The following is a 13,201-nucleotide window of genomic DNA, read 5'->3' as shown; positions in this document are numbered from 1 at the left end:
GACCGACCCGAGGAGCTGTCATGAGGAGCCGACCCACCACCCTGCTGGCCGCAGCCGGCCTGATCGGCGCCGTCGCGCTCGCCGCCTGCACGCCGGGCTCCGACTCCGACAGCGGCCAGTCCGCCGCGCCCACCGGCCAGGTCACCACCGACCCCGCGAAGCTGGGCGATGTGACCCTCACCGTTTGGGACCAGGAGATCCGCGGCGGGCAGAAGGCACAGATCGAGGAGCTGAACCAGCAGTTCCAGCAGAAGTACCCGAACATCAAGCTCAAGCGGGTCTCGCGCTCGACCGACGACCTCAACACGACTCTCAAGCTGGCCCTGTCGGGCAACGAGCCCCCGGACCTGTTCCAGGCCAACAACGGCCGCCCCCAGATGGGCTCGTTCGTCCAGGCCGGTCAGCTGCTCCCGCTCGACCGGTATGCCGACGCGTACGGCTGGAAGGACCGCTACCCCGAGTCGGTGCGCAAGTACTCGTCGTACTCCCCGGACGGCAAGACCTTCGGCACCGGAAGCCTGTACGGCCTGCCCCAGGTCGGGGAGGTCGTCGGCATCTTCGTCAACAAGGCCAAGCTCGAGAAGGCCGGCGTGACCATGCCGCAGACCTGGGACGAGTTCGAGAAGAGCCTGGCGACCCTCAAGGGCAAGGGCGAGCTGCCGCTGGTGCTGGGCAACCTCGACAAGTGGCCGGCCATCCACGTCTTCGGCACGGTGCAGGCGCAGAACGTGCAGCCGGACGCCATCCGCACCCTCGGCTTCGGCCAGAAGGGCGGCTCGTGGAAGAGCCCCGAGAACACCAAGGCCGCGCAGACCCTGGTCGACTGGGTCGACAAGGGCTACTTCTCCAAGGACGTCAACGGCCAGGGCTACGACCCGGCCTGGCAGGCGTTCTCGAAGGGCACCGGTGCCTACCTCATCGCCGGCACCTGGCTCCAGGCCGACCTGGGCAAGGCCATGGGTGACGACGTGACGTTCGTGCTTCCCCCGTCGGCCTCCGGCAGCCCGGCCGCGACCGGCGGTACCGGCATCCCGTGGGCGGTCTCGAGCAAGAGCAAGCACCCCGACGCCGCGGCGGCCTACATCAACTTCATCACGAGCCCTGATGCCATGGGGGTGCTGGCGAAGAACGACAACCTGCCCATCGCCGACACGGCGGAGCAGGAGGCGCCGAACGCGCTTGCCAAGGACGTCTTCGGCGCCTTCGGGACCGCCGTGGAGAAGGACGCCCTCGTGCCCTACCTCGACTACGCGACGCCGACGATGGCCGACACCATCGGGGCGGCGCTGCAGGACCTCCTCGCGAAGAAGGCCACGCCCGAAGAGTTCCTCGACACCCTCGAGAAGGACTACAGCGGGTTCGTGTCGTCGAACCAGTGAGCCGACCTGTGAGTGGCGCGCGGGCGAAGAGCACCGGGCCGCCGGGTGAGCCGCGCAGGATCGCCTACCTCTACCTGCTGCCGGCGTTCCTGGTGTACGCGGCGTTCCTGCTCTACCCGCTCGGCCGCGCGGTCCAGATCTCGTTCTACGACTGGAACGGCAACACGCTCGCCACCTGGGCGGGGCTGGACAACTACGCCGAGGTCGTCACCGACCCGGCGCTGCGGGCGGCCTTCGGCCACGCGCTGGTGCTCGTGTTCTTCTACGCCGTCCTGCCCCTGGTCGTCGGTCTCGGCCTGGCCTCCATCCTCAACCGGGCGCGGGTGCGCGGGCTGCCGTTCTTCCGCACGGTCGTCTTCCTGCCCCAGGTCGTCGCCATGGTGGTGGTCGGTGTGGCCTGGCGGCGGCTGTACGCCCCCGACGGCAGCGTCAACGACCTCTTGAGCGCGGTCGGCCTCGACTCCCTGGCCCGCGGCTGGCTCGGCGACTACACCGCGGCGCTGCCCGCCGTCGGGTTCATCGGCACGTGGTTCGAGATCGGCCTGGTGACCGTGCTGCTGCTCGCCGGGATGGGGCGCATCCCCGGCGAGCTCTACGAGGCGGCCCGGCTCGACGGCGCCGGTCCGGTGCGGGAGTTCCTCGCCGTCACCCTGCCCTCGGTGCGCGGCGAGATCGCGGTCGCCCTGACGCTGACGGTCATCGCCGCGCTGCGCACCTTCGACCTCGTCTACATCACCACCCGGGGCGGGCCGGGCACCTCCACGTCGGTGCCGTCCTTCGAGGTCTACAACCGGGCCTTCCAGCAGGGCCGGGTCGGGTCGGCTGCTGCCGTCGCGGTCGTGCTGACCCTGGTGATCTTCGCGATCTCCTTCGGGATCACCCGCATCGCCGAGCGGGAGCGCTGATGAGGGTCAGCAGGGGTGAGCGGCTCGCCAACTACGCCATCCTCATCGCTTTCGCCGTGTTCGCGCTCTACCCGATCCTCACGATCGTCGCGGCGGCCCTGGGCCCGGACGACGCGGCGGGCGGCCAGGTGGGACCGGGGGTCCTGGGGCTGCACCCGGAGAACTTCGCCAGGGCCTGGGAGGACGGCCGGTTCGGCTCCTACCTGCGCACGAGCCTGCTCGTCTCCTCGGTGGTCGTCGTGGTCAGCGTGACGCTGTCGATCCTGAGCGGCTTCGCGTTCGGCACCATGCGCTTCCCCGGCTCGGGCGTGCTGTTCTACGTCTTCCTGCTCGGGATCATGATGCCGAGCGAGGCGGTGGTCGTGCCGCTGTACTTCGACCTGCGCACCCTCGGCCTGACCGACACCCTGTGGGCCGTGGTGCTGCCACAGGTGGCCCAGTCGGTGGCCTTCGGCACGTTCTGGATGCGCGCCTACTTCCGCACCAGCAGCCGCTCGCTCGTCGAGGCGGCCCGGCTCGACGGCGCCTCGACCCGGCGCATCCTCTGGAGCGTCCTGGTGCCGCTGGCCCGACCCGCCATCGTGACCCTGACGGTGCTGGTCTTCATGTGGACGTGGAACGAGTTCCTCATCCCGCTGGTCATGGTCACCTCGGAGTCGCTGCGCACCGCGCCGCTCGGGCTCGCCTTCTTCCAGGGCCAGTACACCCAGGGGTTCACCCTGCTCGCCGCCGGCGCGTGCATCGTCGCCACGCCGGTCGTGCTGCTCTACCTGTTCCTGCAGCGGCACTTCATCGCCGGGATGCTCGAGGGGGCAGTCCGGGAGTAATCGCACCACCACACCACCACGGGAGGTCAACGATGATCCGGCTGGCACGTACGACTGAGAGGGGTCGACGCCTCGCCGTCGCGGCAGTGGCCGCGGCAGCGGCGCTCGGCCTCGCCGGGGCAGGGCAGGCAGCTGCCCACCCGGCAGCAGGGGGCTCAGGCGGTGGGGCCGCTCCGCCGGACGCCACGACCTCGGCGGGCACGCCGGTCGACCTCGGCGCCCTCTTCATCGGCGCCCACCCCGACGACGAGGCCGGCCTGCTGTCGGCCTTCGGCGAGTGGGGCGAGGAGAACGGCCTGCGCACCGGGGTGGTCACGGTCACCCGTGGCGAGGGCGGCGGCAACGCCGTCGGGCCGGAGGAGGGGCCCGCGCTCGGCCTGCTCCGGGAGAAGGAGGAGCGTGCTGCCGTCGCCAAGGCCGGCATCACCGACGTCTTCAACCTCGACAAGGTCGACTTCTACTACACCGTGAGCAACCCGCTCACCCAGCAGGTCTGGGACCACGAGGACACCCTCGCCAGGGTCGTGCGGGTCATCCGCCAGACCAGGCCCGAGGTGCTCACGACGATGAACCCGGCGCCGTCGCCGGGCAACCACGGCAACCACCAGGAGGCGGCCCGCCTCGCCGTCGAGGCCTATGCGGCGGCCGGTGACCCGGACCGCTTCCCGGAGCAGATCACGCAGGAGGGGCTGCGTCCCTGGGCGCCGGCGAAGGTGCTCATGCGCGGCTCGGCCGCGTCGGCGCCGACCGGCCCGTCGTGCTCCAGCGACTTCACCCGCCGTGACCCCACGGCCAACCTGTATGGCGTGTGGGCCGGTGACCGTGCCGAGTCCGGGCAGACCTGGGCGGCGGTCGAGCGGGAGGCCCAGCGCGTCTACGCCTCGCAGGGCTGGGCGGGGTTCCCGGACGTCCCGTCCGACCCGAATGCGATCGGCTGCGACTTCCTCCAGCAGATCGACGCCCGGGTGCCGTTCGCGGCGCCCGGCTCGCAGGCGGCGGCCGAGGCGTCGGCCTCGCTCGCGGGGGCGACCACCCGTCCTGCTGGAGCCGTCCCGCTCGGGACCGGGCTGCGGGTCAGCACGTCGGGGTTCGGCGTGCTGGGCGGCGAGCCGTTCACGGCGGTGGTGGAGGTCACCGCCCCGGAGGGCGAGTCCCTCACCGGCGTGGGGCTCGACGTCTCGGTGCCCAGCGGCTGGGCCGTCACGGGCAGCGGTGCGGTCGGCACGCTCGGGGAGGGTGACACGGTGCGCCGCACGTTCACCGTCACGCCGCCGGTCGGCGCCACCGTCGGCGACCGCGTCCGGGTCGCCGTCTCGCTCGCCACGGAGCAGGGCAGCGGCTACGCCGACCGGGCCGTCGAGGTCGTGGCTCCCGTCACGGCCAACCAGCAGCTGCTGCCGCAGGTCGCCGACTTCGAGGCCTGGGCGGCGAAGGCGGGTCAGCCCCAGCTCGGCGGGTCGGTCACGCCGGTGCTCACACTGGCCTCCGGCCAGAGCCGAGAGGTCCGGGTCGACCTGCGCAACAACGGCAGCGCCCCCCAGTCGGGTGCCGTCTCGCTGGAGCTCCCGGCGGGCTTCGCCGCGCAGCCGGCGTCCGCGGCATACGGGCCACTGGCCCCGGGGGCGAAGGGCGCGGTGACGTTCACGGTGACGAACACCGACGCGTCGCTGAAGACGTCGAACCAGGGCGGCACGCCGGGTGCGGCGGCCGGGGACTACGCCTACACGATCAGGACGACCTCGGCGTCGGGCACGTCGACCAGCAGGGCGGCCCTCGAGCTCGTGCCGCGCACCACCATCGAGCAGGCCGCTGCCGCCCCGACGGTCGACGGCGTCGACAGCGCGGGGGAGTACCCCGGTGAGGCGCTCGACATCTCGCGCCGATGGGAGGGCAGCGACTGCACCTCGGCGGCCGACTGCTCCGCCACGGCGAAGCTGGCGTGGCGCGACGACACCCTCTTCGTGCTCGTCAGCGTCACGGACGACACCCTCGGCACGAGGCTCGACGCCGCCGACTGCAAGCGGCACTGGAGGACCGACTCCGTGGAGCTCGCGTTCGACCCGCGCGGGGCGTCGGAGAACACCTCGACGACCTTCAAGGCCGCGATCCTGCCCGTGACGGCTGAGGGCGGGCCCTGCCACCTGCGCGACGCCGACAACCACCAGGGCCCGGGCGGGGAGACGGCGCCGGGGATGCGGATCGCCTCGAAGGTCACCGAGGGCGAGGGCTACACCGTGGAGACGGCGATCCCCATGGCCCTGCTGCCCGGCGCGGTCGACCCGCAGCGACTCGGGGTCAACCTGTTCGTCTACGACTCCGACACCCAGGACAAGACCGGCCAGACACGGATCGGCTGGTCGACGTGGGGCGGAGTCCAGGGCGACCCCTACCGCTGGGGACAGGCCGAGGTCGAGGGCTACACGCCCCCGGCCGGCCGGCCCACCACCGCGCCGGAGCCGGTGGTGCCGCTCTCGGGGCTCAGCTCGCTCGACTCGCCGCCCAGCCTCGAGCAGGCCGTGGACATCAACGTCTCGCTGGCCGGCGGACCGGCGAGCGAGCGTGGTGAAAGCGGCTGGGTGCGCCAGGCGATCGACCGCGACGGCGCGGTGAGCGTGCGGCTGCACGCCAACGCGGCCGGCACGGCCCACGTCTTCGTCGTCGACGAGGACGGCACCGCGGGGGCGCGGGAGGTCGCGGTCAGCAGCGGCACCGACGTCGTCTCGGTGCCACTCGAGCGTGCCCTGTCCGGCAGCGCCGAGGTGCTCGTCGGCTGGGAGGACGGCTCGGGCGGCACCCTCGCGTCGCGGGTCCCGCTGCGCTGACCTCGCGGCGACCACCGCACACACGCAGGGGGCGGTTCCCCACTCGGGGAACCGCCCCCTGGCGCTGTGCTGCCGGGCTCAGGCCGCCTTGAGCAGCTGCACGTCGAGCTTGATCTTGATCTTCTCGGAGACGAGCACGCCGCCACCCTCGAGGGCGACGTTCCACTCAAGGCCGAAGTCCTTGCGGTTGATCTCGGCCTCGGCCTCGAAGCCGGCCTTGGTGTTGCCCCACGGGTCGGTGGCGACGCCGCCGAACTCGAGGTCGAACACGACCGGGCGGGTGACGCCCTTGATGGTCAGGTCTCCCTTGAGGGTGTCCTCGGTGACCTCGGTGGAGACGAAGGTCATCTCCGGGTTGTTCTCCACGTCGAAGAAGTCGGCGCTCTTGAGGTGGGCGTCGCGGTCGGCGGAGCCGGTGTCGACGGAGGCGAGCTTGACGGCGGCGCGCACCGAGGAGGCGGAGAAGGGCTCGGCCACGGTGACGGTGCCCTCGACGTCGCTGAACGAGCCGCGGACCTTGCTGACCATGAGGTGGCGGGCGGTGAAGCCGACCTCGGTGTGCGAGGCGTCGACGGTCCAGGTGCCGGTGGGGAGCTGCGTGGTGATGGCGGTGGCGGTCATGGGGTTCTCCTGTGTTGAGAGGTCGTGGTGAAGGAGGGGCTCCTTCGCTGTCACGGGGTACAACATAGCAAGGGTCGTTTATATTTCAACTATGCGTTCGACATGGGATACTGACCTCATGGCCGACACCGTCGACTCCCCCGTGGCCGAGCTGGCCGAGCTGGCCGAGCCCCGCTGGCTCACCACCGAGGAGCAGCACGCCTGGCGTTCCTACCTGCGCGGGAGCCGCCTGCTCGAGGCGGCCCTCGACAAGGACCTGCAGTCCCACGGGGTGCAGCTGTCCGAGTACGAGATCATCTCGATGCTCTCCGAGGCGCCGGGGCGTCGGCTGCGGATGTCGGGCCTCGCCGACCTCGTCGTGCAGTCCCGCAGCCGGCTGACCCACACTGCGGCCCGCCTCGAACGACGCGGCTGGGTGCGCCGCGAGTCGTGCCTGGAGGACCGCCGCGGCGTCGAGCTCGTCCTCACCGACGAGGGCTGGGCCGCGGTCCAGGACATGGCCCGCGTGCACGTCGACAGCGTGCGCCGACACCTCGTCGACACCATGTCGCCCGAGCTGTTCGCCGCCCTCGGCGCCGCGATGGACGCCATCTCCTCGGCGATCCTCAGCAGCGGGGCAGCCCAGGAAGCGGACGGCGGCACCGTGGACTCGACGCTGCGCTGAGAGGCGCCTGAGGGCGCGGGCCGACCGCACAGGTGCGGCTGAGACAATGCCGGGCATGACGGCATACCCCATGGAGGCCCCTGCCTCGCAGGCACTGCTCGAGCGGGCGCTCGCGGTGACCCCCGGAGGCGTGAACTCCCCGGTGCGCGCCTTCCGCGCGGTCGGCGGCACCCCCCGCTTCATGGTCAGCGGCGAGGGCCCCTACCTGCGCGACGCGGACGGCCGCGAGTACGTCGACCTGGTCTGCTCGTGGGGCCCGATGATCCTCGGCCACGCCCACCCGGCCGTGCTCGAGGCCGTCACCGGCGCCGCGATGCGCGGGTTCTCGTTCGGCACCCCCAGCGAGAACGAGGTCGCCCTCGCCGAGGAGATCGTCGCCCGGGTCGAGCCCGTCGAGCAGGTGCGCCTGGTCTCCAGCGGCACCGAGGCCACCATGAGCGCCATCCGCCTCGCCCGCGGGTTCACCGGCCGCTCGGTCGTCGTGAAGTTCGCCGGTTGCTACCACGGGCACGTCGACTCGCTGCTCGCCTCAGCGGGGTCGGGCCTGGCCACCTTCGCGCTGCCCGACTCCGCGGGCGTGCCCAAGGAGATGGCCGCCGAGACCATCGTGCTGCCCTACAACGACCTCGCCGCGGTCGAGACGGCGTTCGCCGAGCGGGGCACCGAGATCGCCGCCGTCATCACGGAGGCCTCCCCGGGCAACATGGGCGTGGTGCCACCCACCCCCGGCTTCACCGAGGGCCTGCGCCGCATCACCGCCGCCCACGGCGCGCTGCTCATCTCCGACGAGGTCATGACCGGGTTCCGCTGCTCCGCGGCCGGGTGGTTCGGCCTCGAGGGCCCGTATGCCGCGGGGGCGCCCGACCTGTTCACCTTCGGCAAGGTCATGGGTGGTGGCTTCCCGGCCGCCGCCTTCGGCGGGCGCGCCGACGTCATGGCGATGCTCGCGCCGCTCGGCCCGGTCTACCAGGCCGGCACCCTGTCCGGGAACCCGGTGGCCACGGCCGCGGGACTCGCGACGCTGCAGAACTGCACCCCCGACGTCTACGACCGCCTCACCACTGTGGCCGACACCCTCACCGCCGCCGTGGGTGAGGAGCTCGGCAGGGCCGGCGTCCCGCACGTGATCCAGAGGGCCGGCAGCATGTTCAGCGTCTTCTTCCGCGAGGCACCGGTCGCGAACTACGACGACGCCAAGGACCAGCACGTGCCGGCCTTCGCGGCGTTCTTCCACTCGATGCTCAGCCAGGGCGTCCACCTGCCGCCCAGCGCGTTCGAGTCGTGGTTCCTCAGCGCCGCCCACGACGACCGGGCCGTCGACCGGGTGCTCGCCGCCCTTCCGGCGGCGGCGTCGGAGGCCGCCGCCGCGTTTGCGAGAATCGACGCATGAGCGAGCCCGTACGGACCGTCGTCCACCTCCTGCGCCACGGTGAGGTCCACAACCCTGCCGGCGTGCTCTACGGCCGCCTCGACGGCTACCCCCTCTCCGACCTCGGCCGGCAGATGGCCGAGATGGTCGCCAGCCACCTCGCCGACCACGACATCACGCTGGTGGTCGCGTCGTCGCTCACCCGGGCCCAGGAGACGGCCGCGCCCATCGCGTCCTCCCACGGCCTCGAGATCACCGTCGACGACCGGGTGCTCGAGGCGGAGAACCGCTTCGAGGGTGAGCAGGTCAACGCCGGACCGGCGGCCTTCACGCACCCGAAGCACTGGGGCAAGCTGCTCAACCCGTTCAAGCCGTCGTGGGGCGAGGCCTACACCGTCATCGCCTACCGGATGCTCGAGGCGATCGACGCCGCCCGCGAGGCCGCGGCCGGCCACGAGGCCGTCATCGTGTCTCACCAGCTGCCGATCTGGACGGCGCGGAACCGGCTCATGGGCCGCCGCCTGTGGCACGACCCGCGCAACCGGCAGTGCTCGCTGGCGTCGCTGACGACCCTGACCTACACCGGCGGCGAGCTCGAGTCGGTGACCTACAGCGAGCCGGCCGGCTCGCTGCTGCCCAAGGCCCACCAGGGGGCCGGCGCGTGAGGTCTGCCGCGCTGGTGCTCGCCGGTGCGCTCGCCCTGTCGGTGGCGGGCTGCTCCGACGACCCCAACAGCCTCGCCTCCCAGGCGAAGGCCGGCGACCGCAAGGGCTACGTCTCCGGCGACGGCAGCGTCGAGAAGATCGCCGCCGACAAGCGCCAGGGGCCGGTGGAGCTGAAGGGCACGACGCTCGACGGCAAGGACTGGGCGGTGGCCGACGCCAAGGGAGACGTCGTCGTCGTCAACGTCTGGGGCTCCTGGTGCGGGCCCTGCGTGGCCGAGGCCCCGGACCTGCAGAAAGCCTGGGACGGCCTGTCCAAGGCCGGCAAGCCCGTGCAGTTCATGGGCATCGACTTCCGCGAGGCGCCCGAGCGCGGCGCGGCCTTCGCCAAGGCCAACAACATCACCTACCCGTCGCTGAGCGACGAGTCCGGGGTGCTGATCCTCGCCCTGCAGGGCAAGGCGCCCACCGTGCCGACGACCCTGGTGCTCGACAAGACCGGGCGGATCGCGGCCCGGGTCAACGGCGAGGTCACGGCCTCGACCCTGACCGGGCTGGTCGACGACGTGCTGGCCGAGTCCTAGGCGGTCCCACCCAGCATGCTGCTCCTCCCCTCAGATGTCGTGGACACGGTCACCGCCGGCGCCCTGCCGGTGGCCGTCGCAGTGGCGCTCCTCGCCGGCCTGGTGTCCTTCGCCTCGCCGTGCGTCCTGCCGCTCGTGCCGGGGTTCCTCGGCTACGTCACCGGCCTGGGCGACGTGGCGCTCGCGAAGCGGGCCAGGGGGCGGATGGTGCTCGGGGCGCTGCTGTTCGTCGCCGGCTTCAGTGCGGTGTTCATCGCCACCACCGCCTTCCTCGCCTCCGTGGGTGCGGCGCTGGTCGAGCACCGCACCCTGCTCATGCGGGTCGGTGGCGTGCTGGTCATCCTCATGGCCCTGGTGTTCCTCGGGGCAGGCAGCCAGCGCGAGCTGAAGCTGAGGTTCAAGCCCGCCGCCGGGCTGGCCGGTGCACCGCTGCTCGGCGCCGTCTTCGGCATCGGGTGGGCGCCGTGCACGGGCCCGACGCTCGGCGCCGTGATGCTCCTCGCGACGACGACGGGGGACGAGCAGGCGGTGACCCGCGGCGTGGTGCTCGCGGCGGCATACTGCCTGGGTCTCGGCCTGCCGTTCCTGCTCATCGCCGCCGGCTTCCAGCGGTGGGGCCGGGTCTCGGCCGCGCTGCGGAAGCGGCAGCGGCTGATCCAGCTGCTCGGCGGCGCGATGCTCCTCGCGGTCGGGGTGCTGCTCGTCACGGGGGTCTGGGAGGACTGGACCCGCGCCCTGCAGACCCAGCTCGTCAACGGCTTCGTGACGGTGATCTGATGGCCACCGAGACCCCCCTGAGCACCCAGCCGGCCCCGCCCGACGAGCCGGTGAACCAGCCGCAGCTCGGCCTGCGCGGGTGGCTGCGCTTCGCCTGGCGCCAGCTGACGAGCATGCGCACGGCGCTGTTCCTGCTGCTCCTGCTCGCCGTCGGCGCGGTGCCGGGCTCGATCTGGCCGCAGCGCAGCATCGACGCCGCCCGCACGGCCGACTACATCGCCCAGCACCCGAAGCTGGGGCCGGTGCTCGACCGGCTCGGCTTCTTCGAGGTCTACGCCTCCCCGTGGTTCGCGGCGATCTACCTGCTGCTGTTCATCTCCCTCGTCGGCTGCGTCCTGCCGCGCACGAAGGTCCACTGGAAGGCGATGCGCTCGCGCCCGCCGCGCACGCCCAGCCGCCTCGAGCGCCTCGCGGCGCACGCGAGCGCAGAGGTCGAGGCGACGCCCGAGGAGGCGCTCGCGGCCGCCGAGGCCGAGCTGCGCCGGCGGCGCTTCCGGGTGCACCGGCACGACGGCGCCTCGGTCAGCTCCGAGCGCGGCTACCTCAAGGAGACCGGCAACCTCGTCTTCCACCTCGCGCTGATCCTGGTCATCATCGGCGTCGCCATCGGGCACCTGTTCGGGTGGAAGGGCGACGTGATCGTTCCCGTGGGACAGGGCTTCGCCAACACGCTCTCCCGCTACGACACCTACAGCCCGGGCCCGTGGGTGGACCCCGAGGACCTCTCGCCCTTCTCCCTCACCCTCGAGCGGCTCGACGCCACCTTCGAGGAGAACGTGACCGGCCGCGGCCAGTTCGGCCAGCCGCGCGACTTCACGGCCCACGTCTCCGTCACCGACGAGCCGGGCGCCACCCCGCGGGAGGAGACGATCAAGGTCAACCACCCGCTCGAGATGGACGGCGCCTCGGTCTTCCTCCTCGGCAACGGCTACGCCCCGGTCATCACGGTGCGCGACAAGGACGGCAACGTCACCTACCGTGACGCGACCCCGTTCCTCGCCCAGGACAACAACTACAAGTCGGTCGGCGCGGTGAAGGTCACCGGCGCGGCGCCGAAGCAGCTCGGCTTCTTCGGCCTGTTCCTGCCCACTGCCGTGATCACCGAGGAGAGCGGCCCGAGCTCGATCTTCCCCGACGCCAAGAAGCCGGCCCTCGCGCTCGGCCTCTACGAGGGCGAGCTGTTCCCGGAGGGGCGGCCGCAGTCGGTCTACACCCTCGACACGCAGAAGCTCACCCAGATCACGAACGACAAGGGCACCGACGCGCTGCGCATCTGGCTCGAGCCCGGCCAGACCTTCGAGCTGCCCGGCGACCGGGGCAGCATCACCTTCGAAGGGGTGCAGCGCTTCGCCGGCCTGTCGATCCGCTCCGACCCGGGCAAGTGGCTCACCCTCACCGCCTCGCTGCTCGCGTTGGGCGGGCTCATCGCCAGCCTGGTCGTGCGCCGGCGCCGGGTCTTCGTGCGGGTTTCCCCCGGTGGTGAGGCTGGACGTACCGTGGTCTCCGTCGGCGGCATGGCCAAGGACGACGACGACACACTCACCGAGGCGGTCGAGGAGATCCTCGACGCCGTGCAACGACGGATGGGCACCTCTCGATGACCAACCAGACCCTGGCCCAGTACTCCAACCTGAGCCTGTACTCCGCCATGGCCGTGCTGACCCTCGCCATGGTCGGCTACGCGCTCTACCTCGCCGGGCTCGTGCCGCACCGCGACCAGCGGGCCACCCGCGCGCGCGAGGAGGCGCTGGTGGGCTCGGGCAGCGGCACGGGGGCGGCGCAGGGTCCGGTCCCCGGCCCCGCAGCGTCGGGCTCCGACGACCTCGCCGCCGACGACGTGCCCCTGCGGGCGCGCAAGGCCGCAGGCATAGCCGGCACCATGACCTGGCTGGCCGGCTTCCTGCTGGTCGTGTCGGTCGTGCTGCGCGGGGCGTCGGTGCACCGCTGGCCGCTGGGCAACATGTTCGAGTTCGCGGTGTTCGGCGCCATGTGCACGGTCCTCGCCTACCTCGCGTGGTCGACCCGGCGTGACCTGCGCTGGCTCGGCCTGTTCGTCACCGCCCCCGTGCTGCTCACGCTGGGCCTGGCCATCACGGTCTGGTACACCGAGGCCGCCGAGCTGCTGCCCTCGCTGAAGAGCTACTGGCTCGTCATCCACGTCACCGTGGCCACCCTGTCCGTGGCCGTGTTCGCCATCGGGGCCTCTGCGTCGGGTCTCTACCTCGCCAAGGACGCGTTCCAGCGCGCCGGCAGGGCCTCGGTGCTCGACCGCTTCCCGCCGGCGAAGAGCATCGAGCGGCTGTCCTACGGCCTGCACGTCGTGGCCTTCCCGCTGTGGACGTTCACGCTGATCGCCGGCGCCATCTGGGCGCGCCAGGCGTGGGGCGCCTACTGGAACTGGGACCCCAAGGAGGTGTGGACCTTCGTCATCTGGGTGGTCTACGCGGCCTACCTCCACGCGCGCGCCACCAGCGGCTGGAGCCGCCAGGCCGCCAACTACATCGCGCTGGCCGGTTGGGCCTGCATCATCATCAACTACACGGTGGTCAACGTGTTCTTCGTCAGCCAGCACTCCTACTCGGGACTCTGAA

At 71.9% G+C, this 13,201-nt stretch carries 12 protein-coding genes; 11 read left to right on the top strand and 1 reads right to left on the bottom strand.

Features of this window, described 5'->3' with window-relative positions; genetic code table 11:
- Window positions 1-20: 20 nt before the first annotated feature.
- Genes P0Y31_RS00160 through P0Y31_RS00145 form a run of 4 tightly spaced genes read left to right on the top strand, consistent with a single transcriptional unit; the run spans window position 21 to window position 5,933 of the window.
- Window positions 21-1,379, top strand: coding sequence for an extracellular solute-binding protein (locus P0Y31_RS00160; protein ID WP_275866073.1), 1,359 nt, complete (start codon window positions 21-23; stop codon window positions 1,377-1,379).
- 59 nt (window positions 1,380-1,438) lie between these two features.
- Window positions 1,439-2,284 carry a sugar ABC transporter permease gene (locus P0Y31_RS00155; protein ID WP_275867041.1) on the top strand — a complete coding sequence of 282 codons (846 nt, stop codon included), beginning with the start codon at window positions 1,439-1,441 and terminating at the stop codon, window positions 2,282-2,284.
- Window positions 2,284-3,111: a carbohydrate ABC transporter permease gene (locus P0Y31_RS00150; protein WP_275866072.1), complete on the top strand. Its 828-nt coding sequence runs from the start codon at window positions 2,284-2,286 to the stop codon at window positions 3,109-3,111. The genes P0Y31_RS00155 and P0Y31_RS00150 overlap by 1 nt, the downstream gene beginning before the upstream one ends.
- A gap of 32 nt (window positions 3,112-3,143) precedes the next feature.
- Window positions 3,144-5,933, top strand: a complete 2,790-nt coding sequence (locus P0Y31_RS00145; RefSeq protein ID WP_275866071.1) for a sugar-binding protein — start codon at window positions 3,144-3,146, stop codon at window positions 5,931-5,933.
- A 78-nt stretch (window positions 5,934-6,011) separates the two neighbouring features.
- Here the strand turns inward: P0Y31_RS00145 and P0Y31_RS00140 are convergent, their stop codons facing one another.
- Complete coding sequence (locus tag P0Y31_RS00140) at window positions 6,012-6,554, bottom strand: YceI family protein (RefSeq protein WP_275866070.1); 543 nt, start codon at window positions 6,552-6,554, stop codon at window positions 6,012-6,014.
- 118 nt (window positions 6,555-6,672) lie between these two features.
- Between P0Y31_RS00140 and P0Y31_RS00135 the strand changes: the two genes are divergently transcribed.
- From P0Y31_RS00135 to ccsB, 7 genes are read left to right on the top strand one after another with little or no spacing between them, the layout of a single operon-like run.
- On the top strand, window positions 6,673-7,218 hold the full coding sequence (locus P0Y31_RS00135) for a MarR family transcriptional regulator (protein ID WP_275866069.1): 546 nt from the start codon (window positions 6,673-6,675) through the stop codon (window positions 7,216-7,218).
- 55 nt (window positions 7,219-7,273) lie between these two features.
- On the top strand, window positions 7,274-8,608 hold the full coding sequence (hemL, locus tag P0Y31_RS00130) for a glutamate-1-semialdehyde 2,1-aminomutase (RefSeq protein WP_275866068.1): 1,335 nt from the start codon (window positions 7,274-7,276) through the stop codon (window positions 8,606-8,608).
- Window positions 8,605-9,252: a histidine phosphatase family protein gene (locus tag P0Y31_RS00125; protein WP_275866067.1), complete on the top strand. Its 648-nt coding sequence runs from the start codon at window positions 8,605-8,607 to the stop codon at window positions 9,250-9,252. The genes hemL and P0Y31_RS00125 overlap by 4 nt, the downstream gene beginning before the upstream one ends.
- On the top strand, window positions 9,249-9,833 hold the full coding sequence (locus tag P0Y31_RS00120; protein WP_275866066.1) for a TlpA disulfide reductase family protein: 585 nt from the start codon (window positions 9,249-9,251) through the stop codon (window positions 9,831-9,833). The genes P0Y31_RS00125 and P0Y31_RS00120 overlap by 4 nt, the downstream gene beginning before the upstream one ends.
- Before the next feature lie 15 nt (window positions 9,834-9,848).
- Window positions 9,849-10,610, top strand: coding sequence for a cytochrome c biogenesis protein CcdA (locus tag P0Y31_RS00115; protein ID WP_275866065.1), 762 nt, complete (start codon window positions 9,849-9,851; stop codon window positions 10,608-10,610).
- A complete protein-coding gene (locus P0Y31_RS00110; protein WP_275866064.1) occupies window positions 10,610-12,211 on the top strand; it encodes a cytochrome c biogenesis protein ResB in 1,602 nt (533 codons plus the stop codon). Before P0Y31_RS00115 ends, P0Y31_RS00110 begins: the two co-directional genes overlap by 1 nt.
- The gene (gene ccsB / locus P0Y31_RS00105; protein WP_275866063.1) at window positions 12,208-13,200 is read left to right on the top strand and encodes a c-type cytochrome biogenesis protein CcsB; all 993 of its coding nucleotides are present in this window, start codon (window positions 12,208-12,210) and stop codon (window positions 13,198-13,200) included. Before P0Y31_RS00110 ends, ccsB begins: the two co-directional genes overlap by 4 nt.
- Window position 13,201: the final 1 nt, after the last annotated feature.

The organism is Knoellia sp. 3-2P3, assembly GCF_029223115.1.
Classification (GTDB): Bacteria; Actinomycetota; Actinomycetes; order Actinomycetales; family Dermatophilaceae; genus Pedococcus_A.
This window is presented reverse-complemented; position numbering and strand designations above follow the sequence as displayed.